This is a genomic window from Nitrosomonas sp. PY1 (assembly GCF_022836435.1).
Lineage (GTDB): Bacteria > Pseudomonadota > Gammaproteobacteria > Burkholderiales > Nitrosomonadaceae > Nitrosomonas.
In genome coordinates, this window is sequence record NZ_BQXC01000001.1 from 2,646,408 (window position 1) to 2,667,976 (window position 21,569).

Annotated in this window: 22 protein-coding genes and 1 pseudogene; 16 read left to right on the top strand and 7 right to left on the bottom strand. The window is 43.6% G+C overall.

The features are described 5' to 3' along the window. Positions 1 to 128 precede the first annotated feature (128 nt). The 4 genes from W03_RS12240 to istB are packed head-to-tail and all read left to right on the top strand — an operon-like array spanning position 129 to position 2,149. The gene (locus W03_RS12240) at positions 129 to 488 is read left to right on the top strand and encodes a hypothetical protein (RefSeq protein WP_244073608.1); all 360 of its coding nucleotides are present in this window, start codon (positions 129 to 131) and stop codon (positions 486 to 488) included. Beyond that, complete coding sequence (locus tag W03_RS12245; RefSeq protein WP_244073609.1) at positions 458 to 817, top strand: hypothetical protein; 360 nt, start codon at positions 458 to 460, stop codon at positions 815 to 817. The genes W03_RS12240 and W03_RS12245 overlap by 31 nt, the downstream gene beginning before the upstream one ends. Beyond that, positions 757 to 1,395, top strand: coding sequence for a hypothetical protein (locus tag W03_RS12250; RefSeq protein ID WP_244073610.1), 639 nt, complete (start codon positions 757 to 759; stop codon positions 1,393 to 1,395). Before W03_RS12245 ends, W03_RS12250 begins: the two co-directional genes overlap by 61 nt. Continuing rightward, positions 1,385 to 2,149, top strand: a complete 765-nt coding sequence (gene istB, locus W03_RS12255) for an IS21-like element helper ATPase IstB (RefSeq protein WP_244073611.1) — start codon at positions 1,385 to 1,387, stop codon at positions 2,147 to 2,149. The genes W03_RS12250 and istB overlap by 11 nt, the downstream gene beginning before the upstream one ends. Positions 2,150 to 2,409: 260 nt before the next feature. Here istB and W03_RS12260 read toward each other — a convergent pair whose 3' ends face one another. Then, positions 2,410 to 2,862, bottom strand: a complete 453-nt coding sequence (locus tag W03_RS12260) for a rhodanese-like domain-containing protein (RefSeq protein ID WP_244073612.1) — start codon at positions 2,860 to 2,862, stop codon at positions 2,410 to 2,412. A gap of 215 nt (positions 2,863 to 3,077) precedes the next feature. Here W03_RS12260 and mnmG point away from each other — a divergent pair, with 215 nt between their 5' ends. From mnmG to W03_RS12310, 10 genes and pseudogenes are all read left to right on the top strand, one after another. Beyond that, entirely contained in the window at positions 3,078 to 4,976 is a 1,899-nt protein-coding gene (mnmG, locus tag W03_RS12265) for a tRNA uridine-5-carboxymethylaminomethyl(34) synthesis enzyme MnmG (protein ID WP_244073613.1), read from the top strand. Next, the gene (gene rsmG / locus W03_RS12270) at positions 4,973 to 5,659 is read left to right on the top strand and encodes a 16S rRNA (guanine(527)-N(7))-methyltransferase RsmG (RefSeq protein ID WP_244073614.1); all 687 of its coding nucleotides are present in this window, start codon (positions 4,973 to 4,975) and stop codon (positions 5,657 to 5,659) included. Before mnmG ends, rsmG begins: the two co-directional genes overlap by 4 nt. A 32-nt stretch (positions 5,660 to 5,691) precedes the next feature. After that, positions 5,692 to 6,456 carry a ParA family protein gene (locus W03_RS12275; RefSeq protein ID WP_244073615.1) on the top strand — a complete coding sequence of 255 codons (765 nt, stop codon included), beginning with the start codon at positions 5,692 to 5,694 and terminating at the stop codon, positions 6,454 to 6,456. A 27-nt stretch (positions 6,457 to 6,483) separates the two neighbouring features. Next, positions 6,484 to 7,323, top strand: coding sequence for a ParB/RepB/Spo0J family partition protein (locus W03_RS12280; RefSeq protein ID WP_244073616.1), 840 nt, complete (start codon positions 6,484 to 6,486; stop codon positions 7,321 to 7,323). 41 nt (positions 7,324 to 7,364) lie between these two features. Next, complete coding sequence (locus W03_RS12285; protein WP_244073617.1) at positions 7,365 to 7,547, top strand: Trm112 family protein; 183 nt, start codon at positions 7,365 to 7,367, stop codon at positions 7,545 to 7,547. A gap of 3 nt (positions 7,548 to 7,550) precedes the next feature. Continuing rightward, positions 7,551 to 8,549, top strand: coding sequence for an ADP-ribosylglycohydrolase family protein (locus W03_RS12290; RefSeq protein ID WP_244073618.1), 999 nt, complete (start codon positions 7,551 to 7,553; stop codon positions 8,547 to 8,549). 253 nt (positions 8,550 to 8,802) lie between these two features. Beyond that, the gene (locus tag W03_RS12295) at positions 8,803 to 9,750 is read left to right on the top strand and encodes a CoA ester lyase (protein WP_244073619.1); all 948 of its coding nucleotides are present in this window, start codon (positions 8,803 to 8,805) and stop codon (positions 9,748 to 9,750) included. A 64-nt stretch (positions 9,751 to 9,814) separates the two neighbouring features. Next, a complete protein-coding gene (locus W03_RS12300; RefSeq protein WP_244073620.1) occupies positions 9,815 to 11,005 on the top strand; it encodes a malate--CoA ligase subunit beta in 1,191 nt (396 codons plus the stop codon). Position 11,006: 1 nt separating this feature from the next. Further along, positions 11,007 to 11,894 carry a succinate--CoA ligase subunit alpha gene (sucD, locus tag W03_RS12305; RefSeq protein ID WP_244073621.1) on the top strand — a complete coding sequence of 296 codons (888 nt, stop codon included), beginning with the start codon at positions 11,007 to 11,009 and terminating at the stop codon, positions 11,892 to 11,894. 90 nt (positions 11,895 to 11,984) lie between these two features. Beyond that, a pseudogene (locus tag W03_RS12310) lies at positions 11,985 to 12,589 on the top strand (YqhA family protein). Between the two features lie 92 nt (positions 12,590 to 12,681). On the opposite strand, the gene W03_RS12315 reads toward W03_RS12310, so the two are convergent. The 3 genes from W03_RS12315 to W03_RS12325 all read right to left on the bottom strand — a co-directional run bounded on the left by W03_RS12315 (position 12,682) and on the right by W03_RS12325 (position 15,861). Further along, positions 12,682 to 13,293, bottom strand: a complete 612-nt coding sequence (locus W03_RS12315) for a cation transporter (RefSeq protein ID WP_244073622.1) — start codon at positions 13,291 to 13,293, stop codon at positions 12,682 to 12,684. A gap of 193 nt (positions 13,294 to 13,486) precedes the next feature. Further along, on the bottom strand, positions 13,487 to 14,413 hold the full coding sequence (locus W03_RS12320; RefSeq protein ID WP_244073623.1) for an alpha-E domain-containing protein: 927 nt from the start codon (positions 14,411 to 14,413) through the stop codon (positions 13,487 to 13,489). Next, positions 14,410 to 15,861 carry a circularly permuted type 2 ATP-grasp protein gene (locus tag W03_RS12325; RefSeq protein ID WP_244073624.1) on the bottom strand — a complete coding sequence of 484 codons (1,452 nt, stop codon included), beginning with the start codon at positions 15,859 to 15,861 and terminating at the stop codon, positions 14,410 to 14,412. Before W03_RS12325 ends, W03_RS12320 begins: the two co-directional genes overlap by 4 nt. A 125-nt stretch (positions 15,862 to 15,986) precedes the next feature. On the opposite strand from W03_RS12325, the gene W03_RS12330 reads away from it, so the two are divergent. Continuing rightward, positions 15,987 to 16,745, top strand: coding sequence for a peptidase (locus W03_RS12330; protein ID WP_244073625.1), 759 nt, complete (start codon positions 15,987 to 15,989; stop codon positions 16,743 to 16,745). On the opposite strand, the gene W03_RS12335 is transcribed toward W03_RS12330, so the two are convergent. The 3 genes from W03_RS12335 to corA form a co-directional block, all read right to left on the bottom strand. Next, positions 16,690 to 17,826, bottom strand: coding sequence for a putative zinc-binding metallopeptidase (locus tag W03_RS12335; RefSeq protein ID WP_244073626.1), 1,137 nt, complete (start codon positions 17,824 to 17,826; stop codon positions 16,690 to 16,692). The two genes, W03_RS12330 and W03_RS12335, sit on opposite strands and share 56 nt — an antisense overlap. A gap of 148 nt (positions 17,827 to 17,974) precedes the next feature. Next, a complete protein-coding gene (locus W03_RS12340; RefSeq protein ID WP_244073627.1) occupies positions 17,975 to 18,379 on the bottom strand; it encodes a DoxX family protein in 405 nt (134 codons plus the stop codon). A 250-nt stretch (positions 18,380 to 18,629) separates the two neighbouring features. Beyond that, the gene (gene corA, locus W03_RS12345; RefSeq protein ID WP_244073628.1) at positions 18,630 to 19,742 is read right to left on the bottom strand and encodes a magnesium/cobalt transporter CorA; all 1,113 of its coding nucleotides are present in this window, start codon (positions 19,740 to 19,742) and stop codon (positions 18,630 to 18,632) included. 1,064 nt (positions 19,743 to 20,806) lie between these two features. On the opposite strand from corA, the gene W03_RS12350 reads away from it, so the two are divergent. Further along, positions 20,807 to 21,538 (top strand): pseudouridine synthase, encoded by a 732-nt coding sequence (locus W03_RS12350; RefSeq protein ID WP_244073629.1) that lies wholly within the window; start codon positions 20,807 to 20,809, stop codon positions 21,536 to 21,538. Positions 21,539 to 21,569 lie beyond the last annotated feature (31 nt).

Here is a 21,569-nt window from a genome sequence, read left to right on the forward strand (position 1 = left end):
AAGGGGAACCGATATACCAACGTAAAATTCAACCGACATCGAAATTAGGAGCTTTTAAATCACAGCTCGCTGAGTGGCTTGAGAAGGATGCGAAATTATCCAGGCGCCAGCGTAGGACTGCACAACGATTGTTTGAATGTTTGCAGGTTGAAGGTTATCAAGGTTCATATGGTCCGGTGCAGCGGTTTGTACTGGACTGGAAACAGCAAGCGCCACATCGGCCATCGACGACCCAAGCGTTCGTTCCTCTGGCGTTTCCAGCGGGTGAAACCTGTCAGTTTGACTGGAGCCATGAATATGTCATATTGAATGGTGTGCTGCAAACGATCAAGGTTGCACATTTTCGACTGGCTTACAGTCGGCGCATGTTTTTAGCGACCTATCCTCGTGAAGCGCAAGAGATGGTATTTGACGCGCATATTAAAGCATTTGAACACTTTGGTGGCGTACCTAAGCGATGGTGTACGATAATCCGAAGACAATCGTAGATGCGATATTTGCTGGTAAAGCGCGTCAATTCAACCGACGCTTTCTAGCCTTAGCAAGTCATTATTTGTTTGAGCCTGTGGCATGCACGCCAGAATCTGGTTGGGAGAAAGGTCAGGTTGAGAATCAGGTCGGCAATGTCAGGGAATGGCTATTTGCACCTACGCCTCGGTTCGAGAGTTTTACTGAACTCAATACTTGGCTGGCTTTGCGTTGTGAGGAGTTAGCGGGATGTAGACACCCGGAACAAACCGGACGAACTATTGCGGATTGTTTATCGAAGAAAAGCCGTTACTCATTCCTGTCAGAGCCGTATTTAATGGTTATGTAGAAAAGACCCTACGGGTTTCCAGCACATGTTTGATTAAGGTTGACCATAACCGTTACAGCGTACCTGCTGAATGGGCAAATCGTATTGTTTCATTGCGAATAACGGCAGACCTGTTGCGGATAGTCGCTGAAAATCGGATTGTTGCCGAACATGCTCGCTGTTATGGGCGTGATCAGTTGATATGCGATCCCTGGCATTACTTGCCGGTATTTTCGATGCAGCCGGGTGCACTACGTCATGGTGCGCCATTCCGGCACTGGGATCTGCCAACCCCCATTCGAATAGTGCGGGATCGCATCTTAAAACAGGATAAAGGTGACAGAGCGTTTGTCGAACTGTTGCTGATGGCTAGAGCATTAGGTGATGTTGGTCTTGAGACGCTGGAAGTTGCATGCGATCTGACCTTGCAAACAGGCATTATTGCGGCGGCCATTGTCATGAATGAAATGCGTCGCTTAAACGAAGTGTCTCGGCCCAAGATTCTACGAAGTATCACGCAGGCACCGATCTTACAAATAGAACCTAAAGCCGATTGCAGCCGCTACGACAGCCTGCGGAGGATGCGTTATGATCATTGATCGTCATGCACAACTCAAGGCGCTTCATTTGCACGGCATGGCTGCCGCCTGGCAGGAATGGCAGGTTGAAGGAAATGCACGACAAAAGCCGGTTATGCCGGAAATCTGGCTGGACCGATTGATTGCTGCTGAACAGGTAGATCGTAAGACACGTAGTCTGAACTACCAATTACATACCGCCAAGTTCCCACATCATCGCGATTTGATTCATTTTGACTGGACGGAAAATCCCTTGGCCAAAGGGCGCATTGAGCAATTGGCTAGCGGTGAATTCATGACTCAGGCAAACAATCTTATTTTTGTTGGTGGCACAGGGACTGGAAAAACCCATCTAGCCATTGCTTTGGCGGTTTCAGCGATCCATCGGGGAAAACGCGTGCGTTTCTATAATGCCGTTGATCTGGTTAATCAATTAGAAAAAGAGAAGCAATTGGGTAAATCGGGTTCAATGGCTAAGCGACTCATACAGATCGATGCGGTTATCCTCGATGAACTAGGCTACCTGCCATTTCCAGAATCCGGTGGTGCTTTGCTGTTCCATCTCATCAGTCAACTGTATGAGAAAACCTCTCTGATTATTACCACTAACCTCAATTTCGCTGAGTGGATCCAAGTCTTCGGTGATGAAAAAATGACCACAGCTCTACTCGATCGCATTACCCACCACTGCGATATCCTCGAAACCGGCAATGATTCTTACCGATTTAAACATCGCAAAAAAAACTCTCGAAATTTAAATCGTGTGATTTCTTAACTGGAAACTTTTGGATGTTGATACCTGGTAATTTTTGAATGTTGATTGACAGTCACAGCACATTTATGCGAATAATCTAAAAAAACGGATGACTATTTCTCGCTATGCCGCTCTAGTTATTTCCTCGCGCCCAGATGATGGTTTTAGCAATTTCTAAACATTATTCGATTCACTAGACCGCATCTGTGACGTATTCGAGCCACATGAAACCCTCTTTTTGATAAGAATCTGATATTTTTCTTATCTCTTGATTATGCCACCTAACTTTGCACCCATGGCAATTGCGCGGCCTTCCATCCAGAAATATTTCCGCGATGACCGCTGTCGTCTTTATTTCCTTCAAAGCCCTCTAAAATATTATAGCACTCGTTAAAACCAGCCTCACTTGCCATGCTCGCCGCTTGATTAGAGCGCACCCCGCTTCGACAAATAAAAAAAGTCGGTTTTGTTTGATCCAATTGCCGAGTTAGTTCGTCCAGAAAGTGTGGATTCAGTTGCATGCCGGGGTACATGCGTAATTCAATTTCAATTGCGCCCGGAATTCGCCCAACCCAATCCCATTCTGCTTGTGAACGCACATCGACCAATTGCGCTGATTGGTTTTTTTGTAATATTTGAATTGCTTCAGTAGGGAGTAGCGCCCCAGTGTAAGGTAATCCTAATTCTTGCGCACGTTGTTGTGCTTTTTTTAGTAATGCAGCAGTCATTTCCATAAAATGATTTTACAAGTAAAATTCGAAGAATAATTATACCAGCACTATGATTTCTGTTGCTATAGCAGAGGAAAGTTTCAATCGATGTTTCACGTGAAACATCGGCTTATTTTCATTGACAATTATGATGGGTTCTCAGAAAAATATAAGGAATTTTCCAGCGAACTCTCAACTTAAGGTAATATTAGGCTAGAAGCTTTTTCAAGTTCATCATTATGCGTTCTCAATTACTCTATGAAATTATCGTTGTCGGTGGGGGGCATGCAGGCACAGAAGCTGCCTTGGCCGCAGCGCGCATGGGTTGCAAGACGCTGCTTTTAACACATAATATCGAAACTATCGGGCAAATGTCGTGCAATCCTTCCATTGGCGGCATTGGCAAAAGCCATTTGGTCAAAGAAATTGATGCGCTGGGCGGTGTCATGGGTATCGCAACCGATGCGTCCGGTATCCAATTTCGCACTCTGAATGCGAGTAAAGGCCCGGCAGTTCGTGCAACCCGTGCGCAAGCGGATCGAGTGCTATATAAACAAGCGATTCGAAAACGTATAGAGAATCAACCGAATTTATCGATCATGCAGCAAGCGGTCGACGACTTAATTCTCGAACAGGATCGTGTCGTCGGCGTAATAACACAATTAAACATACGTATACATGCACGGGCTGTGATTCTCACAGTAGGTACTTTTCTGTCTGGATTAGCCCACATTGGGCAAACGAATTTCAAAGCTGGACGCGCTGGAGACCCACCTTCTTTAGCTTTGGCGCAACGTTTGAGAGAAATGAAGTTTCCGGCAGGGCGTTTAAAAACAGGCACGCCACCGAGAATCGACGGGCGCAGCATGGATTTTACTCAATTACAAGAGCAACCAGGAGATTTTCCTACACCCATATTTTCATTTATGGGTAACAGTATTGCGCATCCTACACAGATTTCATGTTGGATTACCAACACCAACGACGCAACGCACGAAATTATTCGCAACGGATTGGTTGATTCACCGCTCTATACAGGGAAAATTGAAGGAATTGGTCCAAGGTATTGCCCATCGATTGAAGATAAAGTTGTGCGTTTTTCTGAACGGCAGTCGCATCAAATTTTTCTGGAACCGGAAGGTCTTAATACGCACGAAATCTACCCCAATGGAATTTCTACAAGCTTGTCTTTTGATGTTCAGGTAGCATTGGTACATTCTATTAAAGGGCTTGAGAATGCGCATATCACCCGCCCAGGTTACGCGATTGAGTATGATTACTTCGATCCACGCAATTTAAAGCGTTCACTCGAAACGAAAACGATCGAAAACCTTTTTTTTGCTGGGCAAATAAACGGTACAACGGGATATGAAGAAGCTGCGGCGCAGGGACTATTAGCTGGAATCAATGCAGCGCAAAAGATTCATGAGCAAGCGGCATGGATTCCACGACGCCATGAAGCATATATAGGCGTTTTGATCGATGACTTGGTTACTTCTGGAGTTACCGAACCTTATCGTATGTTTACAAGTCGTGCAGAATATCGTTTGCAACTGCGCGAGGACAATGCCGATCTTCGGTTGACCGAAATAGGCAGAGCACTTGGTTTGGTGGATGATACCCGTTGGCGTTTCTTTACCGAGAAACAACAAGCAATCGAACACGAACAAAAAAGACTACATTCTACTCGTCTGCTTCCAGCGACATTACCGGAAGCAGACGCCCTGCGTGTGCTAGGAAAAACAATCGAGCGCGAATACACCTTGGTTGAACTCTTACGACGCCCGAACGTAACCTATGCCTCACTAATGACATTACCGGGAGCTGGTAATGTAGTCAACAATCCACAAGTGGCTGAACAAGTCGAAATACAAGCTAAATATCATGGCTATATCCTACGCCAGCATGAAGAAGTCTTACGTCAAGCGCAACTTGAAAATACGCTTTTACCAATTGATATTGATTATACGGTCGTTAAGGGGTTATCGACAGAAGTGCAGCAAAAACTCAATCAACATAAGCCCGAAACCATTGGGCAAGCGACAAGAATTTCCGGAGTTACGCCAGCAGCTATATCGTTATTACTAGTACACTTAAAGCGAGGATTTTCAACCCAGCATAAACAATATCGTGCATGATTACACAAGATGAAATTGTTGATAGCCTAATCGCATTGAGAAGCAATTCAATAACAATATCTTGCGATAATCTTGCAGAATCGATATTGCGTTATGTATTGTTAATCGAAAAATGGAATCGTACCTATAATTTAACCGCAGCGAAGACTCCACATGAAATTTTTCAGCAACACATCATGGATAGTTTGTCGGTGTTACCGCATATCCCGGGTCCATATGTAATTGATGTTGGAAGTGGCGCGGGATTTCCCGGCATGCTACTAGCATTAGCGCGACCGGATTGGCAAATAAGCTTGATTGAGGCCAATCAAAAAAAAGCAACTTTTTTACGACAAGTTAAAATCGAATTAATGCTCGCAAACTTAGAGATCATTGCAGCGCGTGTTGAGCATTTTCATCCGAAGCAAGAAACTAATAGCATCATTTCGCGCGCATTTGCCAATCTGTGGGACTTTATTTCGATTAGCCAGCACCTATCAGGTGCGAATGGCTTACACTGCAAGTGGTTAGCGATGAAAGCGCATTGTACGGAAGAAGAGCTAAGCCGGGTGCAAAAACCTTATATCATCGAACACAATATTTTGCTACAAGTTCCAGGTTTAGACGCAACCCGGCGTCTAATAATCGTCAGAAAATTGTCAGAAAAATACGACTCGCAATTGAACCAAAATCTGATCCATTAATAGCTTATAAAGTAACTGTAGAGGAACCTACCATGACGAAAATTCTTGCCATTGCGAACCAAAAGGGTGGGGTGGGAAAAACCACTACGACCGTTAATTTGTCTGCTAGCCTTGCTTCGTCCGGGCGGCGCGTATTATTGATCGATTTGGACCCACAAGGTAACGCCACCATGGGAAGCGGAATTAATAAGCAAGGTATTGAGTTGACGGTATATCATGTTTTATTAGGTGAAGCATCTATTCTGCAGGCACGCGTGACCAGCCCTCAAGGAAAATATGATTTGATTCCAGCCAACCGTGATTTAGCTGGCGCAGAAATTGAGATAGTCGAATTGCCGGATCGTGAAATGCGTTTAAAATCAGCGCTCGAGCCGATCGAAGCCGAATACGACTACATTTTGATCGACTGTCCACCGGCTTTGAATATGTTGACATTGAATGCATTGTGTACAGCGCAAGCGGTAATGATCCCGATGCAATGCGAATACTATGCCTTAGAAGGCCTAAGCGATCTGGTTAATACCATCAAGCGTGTGCGAAGTAATTTCAACTCTGCGCTCCGCATAGAAGGGTTGTTGCGTACCATGTTCGATCCACGCAATATTCTCGCACAACAAGTTTCCGAACAGTTGCAGAAACATTTTGGAAATAAAGTGTATCGTACGGTAATTCCACGTAATGTACGGTTAGCGGAAGCGCCAGGATTTGGCACGCCAGTTTTGTATCACGATGGTCAATCTAAAGGCGCGCAAGCATATTTAGATCTTGCAAAAGAGATTTTAAGCAATGGACACTAATGATTACGAAGCTGAGGAATTTATAAAATGTCTAAACTAAAAGGATTGGGGCGGGGACTGGATGCTTTATTAGCAGGCCATGGTATCGGTGGCGCAGTTGAAGAATCGCTGCAAAATCTCGACATTTCGCAGTTGCAACCGGGTAAATACCAGCCTCGTACGAATATGGATCAAATTGCTCTGTCAGAACTGGCTGAATCCATCAAAGCACAAGGAGTTATGCAACCCATTCTGGTGCGCCCTATTACCGTAGACCAATATGAAATTATTGCCGGCGAACGCCGCTGGCGAGCAGCCCAGCTTGCTGGCTTGAATCAAGTACCGGCACTCATTCGAAAAGTAGCCGATGAGTCTGCTTTAGCGATGTCACTCATTGAAAACATTCAACGGGAAAATCTGAATCCGCTGGAAGAGGCCATGGGTATCCAACGTTTGATTAACGAATTTGGTATGACACATGAATCCGCAGGGGAAGCGCTTGGTAATTCGCGCAGCACGATCTCTAATTTACTACGCTTGCTCAACCTATCCGCACCCGTACAGGATATGATGATGGCTGGGAAAATTGAGATGGGGCATGGCCGTGCATTGCTGTCATTATCGCCTGCTGAACAGATCAAGGTTGTCAATGCCATCGTGCAGAAACAATTATCGGTGCGCGAAACGGAGAAAATCGTTAATCGAATCAATCGACCGCTAACCAAAATCGTAAAAAAAATTGATCGAGATTTACTGAGGCTAGAAGAAGAAATCTCTCAGCGATTGGGTACACAAGTCACCATCAAAGCCAAAAAGAATGGTCATGGAAATATTATTATTCAATACAGCAACTTAGATCAATTAGATGATATTCTCAACAAGCTTTAATAATTGTATTAACCGTTAGTTCAAGTAAACAAGGATCGCATATGGATGCAAGATTGCTCGATATATTGGTGTGCCCGTTATGCAAAGGACCACTGATTTATAAAAAAGAAAATAAGGAACTGATTTGTAAGCCTGATCGCTTAGCATTTGCTATCAAAGACGGCATTCCAGTGATGTTGGCTGATGAAGCACGTCGTATACCAGATGAAATTGATATTAAATAATACATGTCGGTAAAAACAATCATGAATTGTAATGTATTAATGTCGCCCCGCTTATCAGCCATAATCGGTGCACTGATTGCGGATGCTGCCACATTGGGCTTGCATTGGCTTTATGATCCTGAACGCATTGCAGGTATCGAGAAAAATAAAGGATTAGTATTTTTAACTCCAGATTCGCTTGATTACGATGGTGTAAGCGGATATTTCGCACACAGCGGGAAAATGCCAGGCGATTCGTCTGGGTATGGAGAAACAAGTTTACTCATGTTACGTCACTTAGCGCAACATGGTCGGTTTGATCGGGTTTCTTATCAAACCGAGTATCGCAATTTCTTTGGCCCCGGCGGTTCATATCAAGGTTATGTGGATTCACCAATGCGGCAAACTTTGCAAACACTGCTGCCATTAAAAGCGGAAGAATTTCCTGAGCAGTCGGGTGCAGATGATGACCAATTTGCCGCCTTGTCCAGCTTACCTGCTATCGTCGCAACTCATAATGGAACGCCAGATGCGTTAACTTTGCAGATCGAACGAATCGTACGGATAACTAATCACAACGATGATGCCGTTTCTGCTGCAAAATACGCTGGCTGCGTGCTGTGGTACGTATTGCAAGGACAAACTATTCATCAAGCCTTATCCGATGCATTATCACAAGCTGGGGAAAAATTATTACCACGCATCGAACAAGCGCTACAGACTCCAATATTGAGTAGCGCCGATGCAGCAAAATGTTTTGGGTCAAGCTGCCATGTCCAAGAAGGACTGCCACTGATTGCGTATATTTTGCGGCATACCTCCGATTATCGTTCGGCCGTACAAGAAAACATTCGTGTTGGTGGAGATAGTTGTGGTCGGAGTATTATGCTGGGTGCAATCATGGCGGCCTATACCGCACAACAACAAGATGATAACGCTGCAATTCCATTGGAATGGTTAGCGCGATTCCGGAAATTGTCTATTGCGGCAGACGCTTGTGCAAAACTGGTCGTTAGTGGATAAATTCCTGCGGAATCGATATAATTTGCTGGACTATTCGCCTTTTAGAATAAGAATAAGCCGTATACATATTATCAAATCTTCTCATCACGATTACCCGCCTTGTTTGTTATCAATATATGGAATAATTTTTTCTGGCATATTGTTGCGTATCAATGTTGTGACCGATCGGAGTGTGCAGTGTGTAGCGGCATCATCGCTTGTTCTTGATGCGAGCTTGTATATTTTTTGTTGACTATCTAATTCTGGAGAAACAATGAGTCATACGCTATATGAAACAAACGTTCAGCGTGTTCAACGCTGTGAATTGGCCGTGCCAGGTTCTAATCCTGGAATGTTTGAAAAAGCGCTGAATAGCGGTGTTGATTTTGTTTTTCTGGATTTAGAAGATGCCGTTGCGCCTGATGATAAAGTACAGGCTCGCAAAAACGTCATCCAGGCACTCAATGATTTGGACTGGAAAGGTCATGGTGTCAGCGTTTCAGTGCGAATTAACGGGTTGGATACGCATTATATGACACGCGATGTGGTCGATCTGATGGAACAGGCAGGTAGTAAAATCGATACGTTGTTGATTCCCAAAGCAGGTGTTTATGCAGATATTTACATGGTTGAAGCCATGGTAACGCAGCTTGAAAAACAACAAGGCCTCACCAACCGCGTCGGTTTGGAAGCGCTCATTGAAACTGCGTTAGGTATGGCCAATGTCGAAGATATCGCACGTAATGGCGCATCTGGACGATTAGAAGCACTGCATTTTGGCGTTGCGGACTATGCTGCCAGCAATCGTGCTAGAACGACTAACATCGGAGGATTGAACCCCGATTATCCAGGCGATCAATGGCACTTTGCCATTAGCCGCATGATCGTGGCTTGCCGTGCTTACGGCTTGCGGCCGATCGACGGTCCCTTTGGCGACATCAAAGACCCTGAAGGCTATGTATTAGCGGCCAAGCGTGCTGCCGCACTGGGTTGTGAAGGTAAGTGGGCAATCCACCCAACCCAAATAGAACTTGCCAGTCAAGTCTTTACACCGCCAGAGCGCGAAATTGAAAAAGCCAAACGCATTATAGCTGCGCTCAAAGATGCGGCTTCACAAGGCAAAGGCGCTGCTGCATTAGATGGTCGCTTAATCGATGCGGCTTCCGAACGTATGGCCAATAATGTGATGAAAATTGCCGAGGCCATTGCAGCCAAGCATTAAAGTATCAAGATTGCTGTAAGCAATCCTGATGCTTGGTAATTAAAAATGAAAAGAGGAAATTGAATTGAATATTCATGAGTATCAAGCTAAAGAAATTTTAGCGGAATACGGTGTCAAGATGGCTGAAGGCGGCTTAGCCTACAGCGTTGAGGAAGCCGTGCAACGGGCGCGTGAAATCGATGGCGATGTGTGGGTGGTTAAAGCGCAAATCCATTCGGGAGCAAGAGGAAAAGCAGGGGGTATTAAAGTTTGCAAATCACACGCGGAGGTCGAAAAAGCTGCTGAAGAATTGCTTGGAAGAAAACTGGTTACGCATCAAACCGGGCCATCTGGGAAAGTCTGTTCGCGATTGTATATCGAGGCTGGCACACAAATCGCCAAGGAAATATACCTATCTTTCATGATTGATCGTGTCAGTGAGCGCGTCATCATGATCGGCTCGGCGCAGGGTGGCATGGAAATTGAAAAACTGGCGGAAACCAATCCACAAGCCATTATCAAAATTTATATCGAACCGGCTGTAGGATTGCAGGATTTTCAAGCACGTAAAATGGCTTTTGCGCTAGGGATAGATTCTTCTCAATTAAATCATGCTGTTAAAACGATTAAGGGATGTTATCGCGCACTGCGCAATCTTGATGCCAATACCTTAGAGATCAATCCACTTGTGTTAACGCACAAACACGAAATTATCGCACTTGATGCCAAAATGGTTTTTGATGAAAATGCACTATTCCGGCAACATAAAATTGCTGAATTACGTGATAACAGTCAAGTCGACAGCCGCGAAGTTGCTGCCGCCGAAGCAGGGCTAAGTTATGTCGGTTTGGAAGGCGATATCGGTTGCATGATCAATGGTGCTGGTTTAGCAATGGCTACAATGGATATGATTAAGTTGGCGGGTGGTGAGCCTGCTAATTTTCTCGATGTAGGCGGTGGTGCTTCAGCAGAACGTACCGAAAAAGCGTTTCGCTTGGTATTGGCAGATAGCAATGTTAAAGCCATGCTCGTGAATATTTTTGCGGGTATTAATCGGTGTGACTGGATTGCGGAAGGTGTCGTACAAGCGGTTAAAAATATCGACATGAAATTACCTTTAGTCGTACGGCTGTCCGGCACCAATGTTGAGGAAGGGCAACGTATTATTGCAGAAAGCGGTTTACCGATCATTACGGCCGATACCTTGGCAGATGCCGCCGAGAAAGTTGTGCATGCTCGTAACGAAGCCATTACAAAAAGCCTAGGAGTATTATAAAGTGGCCATACTAATTGACGAAAAAACCAGAATCATTGTTCAAGGCTTTACTGGCAGAATCGGAACCTTTCATGCACAGGAAATGATCGATTACGGTTCCAACGTGGTTGGTGGCGTAACTCCAGGAAAAGGAGGACAAACACATTTGGGTTTGCCGGTATTTAACACGGTGGAAGAAGCGGTGCAACACGTTGGTGCTGAAGCCAGTATCGTATTTGTACCGTCTGCATTTGCCGCCGATTCAATCATGGAAGCAGCTGACGCTGGCATCAAATACTGCGTTTCGATCACGGATGGTATTCCCACGCAAGATATGATGCGTGTAAAAAGTTATTTACGACGCTTTCCAGAAAAAATGCGCATGCTGCTGACTGGACCTAATTGTGCTGGAACTATTAGCCCAGGCCGTGCCATGCTCGGTATTATGCCTGGACATATCTATATACGTGGTAATGTAGGAGTGGTAGGCCGTTCCGGCACATTGGGCTACGAAGCCGCCGATCAAATGCGCTTACTGGGTATTGGCATTTCAACTTCTGTTGGTATAGGTGGCGATCCGATTCCCGGCAGTTCACATCGAGATATCCTGGAACGACTGGAGCAGGATCCAGAAACAAAAATTGCATTGATGATTGGCGAAATCGGCGGTCCGCAGGAAGTAGAAGCCGGACGTTTTGCCAAAGAAAATATGACAAAGCCATTGGTTGCCTATATTGCAGGCTTAACAGCACCGGAGGGTCGCCGCATGGGACATGCTGGAGCAATCATTTCATCTGCTGGTGAGAGTGCGGCGGAAAAAGTAGCCATACTAAAAGAATTAGGCGTAACGATCTGCCCTACACCCTCTTTAATGGGACAGACAGTTGCTCAAGTGCTAGCAAAAATATAATTTACTACTCTTTAACAAAGATGAAAGTCTCTCAGGTTATTGAGAGGAATCGAGTTTTTATTACTTCATTTTTCGATTTACCGTAAGTTTATGGAAAATAATTTAAAGCAAGTTACTGCGAAAAAAATCTCAATCATGGCGCGTTTCCTCTTTCTCACGCGCTGGTTGCAACTTCCTTTGTATTTGGGATTAGTGCTTGCGCAATGTGTATACGTCTATCATTTTTGGGTTGAGTTAGCAGATTTAATCGGTGCCGTAATGGGCAATCAAGAATCGCTGAAACATATCACAGAAGCGATTGCAATCGATAATAATGGCAAGAGCATGAAACTGGGTGAAACAACAATTATGCTGGTTGTGCTGGGTTTAATTGATGTCGTCATGATTTCTAATTTGCTTATCATGGTGATTATTGGTGGATATGAAACATTTGTGTCGCGTATGAATTTAGAAGATCATCCGATCAACCGGAATGGCTATCTCATGTCAATGCATCTGTTTTGAAGGTTAAACTGGCAACAGCAATTATTGGTATTTCATCAATTCACTTATTAAAAACATTCATTAATGCCAGTGCATATGATGAGAAAACTTTAATCGCGCAAACATGCATTCACATCGCCTTTTTACTTTCCGCACTAGCGATTGCCTATTGCGATCGACTGCTATCCTATGATAAGGAAAACCACAGTTGATCGAAAAAACTTGAAGTCAATCCCAGCACAACCCTTATAGCTCATGGTAATGCTGTCTCCAACGTAGCCAGGAACGCAAAATTCCATCAGATTTAAGGCCGGGTAAGTTTTTTTGCAGAAACTTGCTCTTGTTGTGCTGTATCCCATACTGATTTAGCCGCGTCTGCATTTAAGACAGCGATACCTATTCCCGTGATTAAATCGGGCCAGCCAGAATACCAGTATAAGGTAACGAAGCCTGCCAAAATGATAGCGATATTGGCCAGTGCATCATTTCGTGCAGAAAGAAAAGCGGCGCGAGTCAAACTGTCATTATGATTACGAAATCTCGCCAACAGGAAAGCACATCCTAAATTAACAACTAATGCACCCAAACCGGTTACAGAAAGTATCCACGGATCAGGGGCTATGGGTAGATTAAATTTCTGCCATGCCATCCACAACATAAATACTGCAGGAATTAGCAATATAAGGGCAAGAAACATCCCAACGAATGAGCGCATCTTTAAAGACCATCCGAATGCGACGAAAATCAGCAAATTGACGGCGGTATCTTCCAGAAAATCGATGCTATCAGCAAATAAGGAAACAGATCCGATATTTTGGGCTACTTGAAACTCAACGAAAAAATAAGCTAAGTTAGCTAAAGCTACAATCAGCACCGCACGACGAATCTGTTGCTTCAAGGGATTCAAATTATTCATTAATTAACAACCGATCCAGCACATATACGCCACCGTCAGACGGGTTCTGAGGCAGGAAATATAAAATATACGGACATCTCTTCCAACGGCAAACCCAAGAATCACACACGTGTAGATGCTAGCTATTATTATCAACTAGAACATGCATAAATTTAACAATACTTTCCTTGTCAAAGCACATGCAAGATGCAAATTAAAAATAATTTTGACTGATATCGTCGTCAATCTGAATGATACTTAGCTGAAGTTCATCAATAAACGCATGCAGTTTTTGTTGATGGAACTCATCTAGCCGTACTTGCAGTAGTTTTTTTTGCAAATTGCTAAGTCTATTCAACACATTATTATTACGTGGCAAACCCTCCAAGCACTCACTAAGCTCGTATAGTGCATGACAAAATGAGCGTGGAAAATTTCTCTGCAGTAGTAGGAATTTTAAAACGTCGGCCCTGCGAATTCGCAGATGCATTTGACGCCGATACATCTGATAGGCTGTTAACGACTTAAGCACGCTCATCCATTGCAGATTCTGAAATGGCGTCAGCTCTTCCGGCATATCTGGCAATAATGTAGCGGAACTGACATCGATGATACGCGTTGTCATATCCGCACGTTCAAGGTTACGCCCCATTTTCAAAAAGTTATAGCATTCATCATGAGTCATGGTTCCAGATAGCATACCGTTAATTGTCTGAACACCTAGAATAACTGAGCGCAGATAATCATAGCGGCGTTGTTGCGTAACGACGCTTCGTGCATTCAACTTGGAATTCAGATGCAGCAGATTAACCTGTTCCCAAACCTCCCGGGGAATAATGTCGCGAATCGTCCGGGTATTCTCACGCGCCATATTCAATGCATTGAGAATCGAATCATGATTGCGAACATCTGAAACCATAAATCGGACCACGTTGCGCTCATCCGCTTCTTCATAGAGGCTATAAAAATGATCTCGACTACTGGTAATATCAACAATAGGTTCCCATCCTAATCGCAAACGCTTGGGCAGATCGAGCAACAAATGCGTATAGACATTGATCAACCGTGCAGTGTTTTCCGCACGCTCCAGATAACGCGCCATCCAATAAAGCCGATTGGCAACACTCGATAACATCGTCATATCGCCTCCATATCAACGACCCAGGTATCCTTACTGCCTCCACCCTGAGAAGAATTGACTATCGTGGAACCCTTACGCAATGCGACGCGCGTCAAACCGCCATTCGTTACATTAATCGTTTCACCGCTGAGAATGAATGGACGCAAATCCAGATGACGCGGTTCAACATGCAAATCGATCAACGTTGGTGCGGTCGATAACGTTAGCATCGGTTGCGCAACATAGTTTCTAGGGTCACGCCGAATCAAGCGGACAAATTTTTCACACTCATCTTTGCTGGCTTGTGGACCAATCAACATTCCGTAACCACCCGATTCATTAGCTGGCTTTACGACCATTTCGTGAATGTTTTCGATTACATACTGACGTTCCAGTTTGTTGATACATTTATAGGTCGGGACATTGGGTAGGATTGCATCCTGGTCGAGGTAATACTTAATGATTTCTGGCACAAAAGCGTAGACCACCTTATCATCCGCCACGCCCGCACCAGGAGCATTGGCCAATGCCACTTTACCGGACTTCCAAGCACGCATCAGACCAGGAACACCAAGCACAGAATCTGGATTAAACACTTCAGGATCGAGGAATAAATCATCAATGCGCCGGTAAATAACATCTACGCGGGTCAATCCTTCAATCGTACGCATGTATACGATATCGTCCTCGACAGTCAAATCACTTCCTTGAACCAGCTCCACACCCATTTGCTGTGCTAGGTAAGCGTGTTCAAAATATGCCGAATTGTAAATCCCAGGTGTTAACACAACAATTTCAGGTTGATCGCCGGGGCGCGGCGATAACGCCGTCAGTGTGTCGTACAATTGCGATGGATAATCGTCTACCGGCAAAATGTTGTAGTTTTCGAACAACTCTGAAAACAACCGCTTCATTACCAGCCGATTCTCAAGCATGTAAGAAACCCCAGAAGGTATGCGCAGGTTGTCTTCAAGCACATAGAATGTACCATCTTTATCGCGTATTAAATCGGAACCGCAAATATGCGCCCAGATCCCGAGCGGTGCTTTGACTCCAATACACTCAGGACGGAAATTTTTGGAATCCTCGAGCAACTCAGCCGGAAAAATACCATCTTTGACGATTTTCTGCTGATGATATAGATCATCGATAAACAGGTTTAACGCTTGAACACGCTGCTTGAGACCAGCTTCAACTTGTTGCCATTCGCGCCTATCAATAATGCGCGGAATAATATCGAAAGGCCAAACACGATCAATGGAACCTTCTTCTTCGGTGTATACGGTAAATGTAACACCCATCACATGGATAGCGGATTCCGCAGCTACTTTATGTTCTTCGATTTCAGAATCTTTCAATGACCGTAAATAATCGCACAACGCCTGAGCAGCCGGACGTGGTCGTCCTGTAGCACGCAACAATTCGTCATATAGATTCTTGACTTTATAACTTCCCCAGCGAATAGCCATAATACCTACCGTTTCACGCTCATGCGTGATTACAAAATCTTGTATAAATCCTTATAATAGGCCGATTCTAACACGCTCCACAACATATTAAACATTAACACCCTATTTCTTGGAATTATTTACCAATGACATACTGTCTTGCGATCAGCGTTAACAAAGGATTAATCTTCGCTTCTGATTCAAGAACTAATGCTGGCGTTGATTACGTAACCACGTACAGCAAAATGCATTCTTTCGTCTGGCCAGGCGAGCGTATATGCATATTGCTCACTGCTGGAAATTTAGCGACTTCCCAGGCTGTTATGAATCAAATAAAGGTCGAACTCGATAATAAAGATATTGCCATGAATCTACGCAAAAGCAATTATCTGCATGAAGTGGCACGCTACGTCGGCCAATTGCTTCAAGCAGAACAACGGGAACACGCTGACGCCATGAAGAAAAGTGGGAATGGTAATGCTGAAGCCAGCATTATCCTCGGTGGACAAATTGAGGGGATGCCACCGGAAATTTACCTGATTTATCCGCAAGGTAATTATATTAGCGCATCGCTGGAAACGCCTTACCTGCAGATCGGTGAGAATAAATACGGAAAACCAATCCTAGATCGCATTATCACGCCTACCACATCGCTTGAAGATGCTGCACGATGTGCGTTGGTATCACTCGAATCAACAGTTCGCAGCAATATTTCTGTCGGACCACCGTTGGAACTAGCAATCTATACAGTCAATAGCCTATCAGAGCCGACTCGTTTGAAACTCACACTCAATTCACCCATGTACAAATCACTGCAAAAACGATGGAATGAAGGTTTGCAGCGTGTCTTTAATCGGCTTCCCCGGTTTGACTGGGAGCAAAAACCAACGATGACTGACGACTAGCTTCGGTTACAATTTGATGAATATACTGTAACTTATTCAGCACTGCTTCGCAGATCACGAACGGATACGCATCGTCTAGTCCCATGCTGCGATTCAGCGCATTCAATGCAACCGACAATCGACGCCAATCATCAAGCAGAACATCGAAAACAGTGGGCGTAAAATAACCCTCGCTCATTTGCATACCAGCACTTGGAGCCGCCGAGATATCGCTGCCATGAATACTAAAACCGAAATCGTGCGCGGTCTCAACCGTATCAACCATATGCAGATAGTGCGCCCATGTTTCAGCCCAATCTTCCCAAGAGTGCGCACTGGCATATGGACTGATCCAGACGTCCTGCCATGCCGGTGGCGGCCCGTGTTCGTAGTAACCGCTTAATGCTGACTGGTAATCGATTCGCTCATCGCCGAACAACTCTCGGAAACTATCTATTTTATCCGTGCCATGAATTAAATGTTCCCAGTAATAGTGACCGGACTCATGACGAAAATGCCCAAGCAAAGTGCGATAACGCTCATTCATTTTTTCGCGCATTTCGATGCGCGCTCCGTGCTCAGCCTCACGCATATTAATTGTGATCTTACCTGAATAATGCCCGGTTACGACAATGTGCTGGCTTTCTCCTACGTTGTTATCGAATTCTCCATGTTGCACTCCATCTTGCAAAAACTCAAAACACAATCCTTTGCGTGGATCTTGCTCACGACCAACCACAGAAAGATTCAAACTAAATAATGTGTAAAGCAGCCGGCGCTTGGCTTGTTCGGCGCGATACCAAAGCATAATATTCTGCGGTTCACTCAGATTCGGAATAACGTTATTCAGACGACAGGAAATACAGAGATTATTACTGTCGCTATCGGATACCATCCAGTTACATACCTGATAACCACTGTAATTGCTGCACTGACGATAAGACTTACGATTCAGCAAAGCCAACCAATTATTTTTGTCTAATGGTTCTAAAGCACTTAATTGCTGTGCATCAGGTAAATATCCAATCACACGACCGCATGCCAGACATTGACTATTTTCAAAATACAAACTGCTGCCACAATCGCATCGAAACGTTTTCAATACACTGCCCCTGCTAGATCAAACAAATTAAATATCGCCTAAAAGATCTAAATAATGCCAATCAAAGTTAAGTTAATCCACTTTGGTCATTCACGAGATTCCCTAATCTCGCAGTCCTACTATGAGATAAAACTCATAAGTAAAGTATTTAATCAGGTTTAACAGCAAATCGACCGCTTCCAAGAAAAAATACGACAAGCCCTGTCAGTAAGAAAAAGACCTGGAGTTCCAGTGCATGCCCGCCATGATCGGTTAATGAATATAATTGATCGCGGTGTGCAAGCATTATTGCAAATATCATGTTGCCAACAACAAATAAGCCACCGAGCCGAGAAAATACTCCAAGAATGATCATAAGCGGTGCAATGACCTCCCCAACGTAAACCCCGTAGGCCAAAACTTGGGGTAGATTCATATCAGCAAGTCGTTTACCGATAAAATCAAGCGAGGACGGATTGAATAGCTTATGTACGCCATGAAATAACATCAAGAACCCTACGGTAAGACGTAAAGTTAGTTTTCCGAACGTATCGCTCTGGAACGGAAGATTCATTGTAGTTCTCTCCTTACAAGGTAATTTTTGCCAATATTGATCTGCCGAATTCAACAATACAATTAGTATTCGCCGACAGTAGGCATTTCCTGCCCCCAATAGCTTTTTATCGATATCCATTGCTAAAAACGGACGAGAATAATAATCGCATTCGATATCATCGTCGAATTTTTAAGACTACTTGAAAGATTAAAAATTGCACGCAAGTAGTTTTTCGAAAAAAATAATCGCAGATATAATCTCCATAGCTTTATATCCATTTCTTTTTTCTAAAAAAAGTGAACATGACAATACCAAGGAAAATGAAAATTACCCAAATGGCTGGATAACCCCAGCGCCATTTCAGTTCTGGCATGTGCTCGAAATTCATGCCATATACGCCGGCCACAAAAGTCAACGGTATAAAAATTGAAGTAAAAATAGTCAAAATCTTGATGGTTTCGTTCATTTTGTTACTGATATTGGATAAGTAGATATCATGCATGTCAGAAACTCTATCGCGAAAAGAATCTAGTGAATCCATAACACGTAGTACATGATCGTACACATCGCCAAAGTAGCGAAAGGTCTTTTCGTGAATCAAATCGGAACCCGAGCGTTGCACTGCGGCCAATAATTCCCGCACAGGCGCAATGTTACGGCGCATAAAAATCAGGTTTCGCTTAATTTGCTGAATGGTCTGTAAGAAATTTGTATCCGAGTTAAAAAAAATATTGTTTTCCAGCGGCCCTAGCATTTCATCCAGATATTCTTCGATAGCAAAATATTTATCGACGATGGTATCAATAATGACATAAGCTAAGTAATCGCTACCGTACTGCCGGATGCGGCTATTCCGGTTTTTTAAATGCCCGTATACCGGTGTAAATGTATCGTCTGTCTTTTCTTTGAAAGTAATCACGAAATTAGCTAATAAAAGCACGCTAATCTGTTCATATTGCAAGCCAAATTCCTGATTAGAGCCTATTTCAATATCTTTGATAACAAGATACAAGAAATTATCGTATTCTTCTATCTTGGGGCGTTGATGTGTGCTTAAAATATCTTCGAGTACAAGCGGGTGAATACTAAGAAACTGTCCGATGCTTTCGATTGTATCTATGTCGCTTAGACCATCTACGTTGAGCCAAGTGATCAACTGCTCATTTTTAAATTGCTCTAATTCCGTAATCGAATAAATTTCACGTTGTATCAGGGTATCTTTGGAATATTGCGTGACAGATATTTTACAACTTAACTCATGCTCCTTGCCGACATGAACCAGGGCACCAGGTGGCAATCCGGCTTTTTCTGCGGCGCTTTTGAAAATTCTTTTACGAGCCGGTCGATCGGTTGGGGGTACGCCAAGAGGAATATCATTCATAATAAATAAGTTAAGTTAACAAACAGCGATTATTTAAATTCAGAATTTCAGCCAATTGTACGAATGGCATTGCGTATGATGAGCAATTAGGTTTGTTTCTAACAAAGAACAAAGTACACACTTCTCCGACAGTTTCCAATCGGCAAGGTATCCACTATAGCATCAAACGGTTACGTCATTCGGAATGAGTCTTGGATTCATTCGGTCATAAGCTACGGAACGGTTGTCAATTCATTCATCCAAAACACTGAATCAAGTGCTATAGATTACTCGAACTGAACTAATTAATTGAATCCTTTTTAGATAAGTGTCAGGAGAAACTCTACAATCAATTGATATAAATCAATAAATAAGGCTTTAATTTGATTAAAAATTCAATCTCCACTAATGAATATTGGGGGTAATAATGAGTATGCTGGAACCAGAAGATGTTAGTACATTTAAAAAATTAGGCTTCAATTTGGCTCTAATAGGTGCAGTAGCAGCGGCCTTGATTATTGTATCGATGTATTTTTCATAAACAATCGATATAAAAATTCAAATTTATTTGAATTCAATAGTTCGATGAACTACCTCGCCCCAAATGGGCGAGGGCATTGAGGTCGTGTGTCTGCGAAGAAATTGATTTAGATAGACCCTTCGTTACGGATATCTTCATGGCTTGTGTGTTAAGTTTTATCAGAATTCCTTGCAAAGGATTACCAGGAAATCCTCGTTCAGTTACAATCCCGATGTAATGAAGTAAGCACTATTGGGAATAGAATTCGTAGAAATTAAAATTATTTTGGAATTAGCAAATAATCATTTATAGAGCTTTCCATAGCTGAAAATTAATCAAATACTGCGATGGAGCAAATGAGTATATCGATTTGCCTTACGCCACTCTCAAAAAATTATCCAATATAGTATCCCCTAAGATGCTGATTTTGTAACTTTCGTCACATTGCTACGAAAATGCTCGCATAGTTTCTGTCAATGTCAAAAATGACTCGCGGATTCGATTTATAATAAGCGTAATGCCAATCTAGTATTGGTATTTTATCTCTCTAAGATTGCAACGCCGCATGGAAAAAATACGCTTATCGAAATTGATGTCTGAACGAGGATTGTGCTCGCGCCGCGAGGCTGATCGCTTCATTGAATTGGGTTGGGTATTTGTCGATGGCGAGAAAATTTCTGAGTTGGGCACAAAAATCCATCCTTCTCAAAAAATCACCTTGAATAAAGCCGCGCAATCGGAGCAAACGCAGTGGGTGACGGTTTTGCTCAACAAACCGATTGGATATGTTTCCGGGCAACCCGAACCGGGATATGAACCGGCGATTGTACTGATCAAGCCGGAAAACCAATTTGCCAATCATACAGCTACCAAACGCTTCCAGCGGTCACATTTAAAAAATCTGGCGCCAGCGGGGCGGTTGGATATCGATTCGCAAGGCTTGCTGGTGCTGACACAGGATGGACGCATTGCCAAGCAATTGATCGGTGAGAATTCTAATATCGAAAAAGAATATCTGGTGCGGGTTGAAGGTGTTTTACCGCGGGAAAAACTGGCGTTGCTGAATCATGGTTTGAGCTTGGATGGTCAGGCATTGAAGCCCGCGCAAGTAAGCTGGCAAAATCAAGATCAGTTACGGTTTATCCTACATGAGGGCAAAAAGCGTCAAATACGCCGCATGTGTGAACTCGTCAATCTGAAAGTCATAGGGTTAAAACGCGTACGCATCGGCCAGGTCACACTGGGCAATTTACCGGAAGGACAATGGCGTTATTTGGAAGAGCGTGAGGGGTTCTGAAAAAGAACGATCTATTTGTTATTAGAAGCTA

What these genes read in the sequence shown, in the direction of transcription:
- W03_RS12245 (WP_244073609.1), top strand. Translation starts at nt 458, where the DNA reads ATGGTGTACGATAATCCGAAGACAATCGTAGATGCGATATTTGCTGGT.
- istB (WP_244073611.1), top strand. Translation starts at nt 1,385, where the DNA reads ATGATCATTGATCGTCATGCACAACTCAAGGCGCTTCATTTGCACGGC.
- W03_RS12260 (WP_244073612.1), bottom strand. Translation starts at nt 2,862, where the DNA reads ATGGAAATGACTGCTGCATTACTAAAAAAAGCACAACAACGTGCGCAA.
- mnmG (WP_244073613.1), top strand. Translation starts at nt 3,078, where the DNA reads ATGCGTTCTCAATTACTCTATGAAATTATCGTTGTCGGTGGGGGGCAT.
- rsmG (WP_244073614.1), top strand. Translation starts at nt 4,973, where the DNA reads ATGATTACACAAGATGAAATTGTTGATAGCCTAATCGCATTGAGAAGC.
- W03_RS12275 (WP_244073615.1), top strand. Translation starts at nt 5,692, where the DNA reads ATGACGAAAATTCTTGCCATTGCGAACCAAAAGGGTGGGGTGGGAAAA.
- W03_RS12280 (WP_244073616.1), top strand. Translation starts at nt 6,484, where the DNA reads ATGTCTAAACTAAAAGGATTGGGGCGGGGACTGGATGCTTTATTAGCA.
- W03_RS12285 (WP_244073617.1), top strand. Translation starts at nt 7,365, where the DNA reads ATGGATGCAAGATTGCTCGATATATTGGTGTGCCCGTTATGCAAAGGA.
- W03_RS12290 (WP_244073618.1), top strand. Translation starts at nt 7,551, where the DNA reads ATGTCGGTAAAAACAATCATGAATTGTAATGTATTAATGTCGCCCCGC.
- W03_RS12295 (WP_244073619.1), top strand. Translation starts at nt 8,803, where the DNA reads ATGAGTCATACGCTATATGAAACAAACGTTCAGCGTGTTCAACGCTGT.
- W03_RS12315 (WP_244073622.1), bottom strand. Translation starts at nt 13,293, where the DNA reads ATGAATAATTTGAATCCCTTGAAGCAACAGATTCGTCGTGCGGTGCTG.
- W03_RS12320 (WP_244073623.1), bottom strand. Translation starts at nt 14,413, where the DNA reads ATGACGATGTTATCGAGTGTTGCCAATCGGCTTTATTGGATGGCGCGT.
- W03_RS12325 (WP_244073624.1), bottom strand. Translation starts at nt 15,861, where the DNA reads ATGGCTATTCGCTGGGGAAGTTATAAAGTCAAGAATCTATATGACGAA.
- W03_RS12330 (WP_244073625.1), top strand. Translation starts at nt 15,987, where the DNA reads ATGACATACTGTCTTGCGATCAGCGTTAACAAAGGATTAATCTTCGCT.
- W03_RS12340 (WP_244073627.1), bottom strand. Translation starts at nt 18,379, where the DNA reads ATGAATCTTCCGTTCCAGAGCGATACGTTCGGAAAACTAACTTTACGT.
- corA (WP_244073628.1), bottom strand. Translation starts at nt 19,742, where the DNA reads ATGAATGATATTCCTCTTGGCGTACCCCCAACCGATCGACCGGCTCGT.
- W03_RS12350 (WP_244073629.1), top strand. Translation starts at nt 20,807, where the DNA reads ATGGAAAAAATACGCTTATCGAAATTGATGTCTGAACGAGGATTGTGC.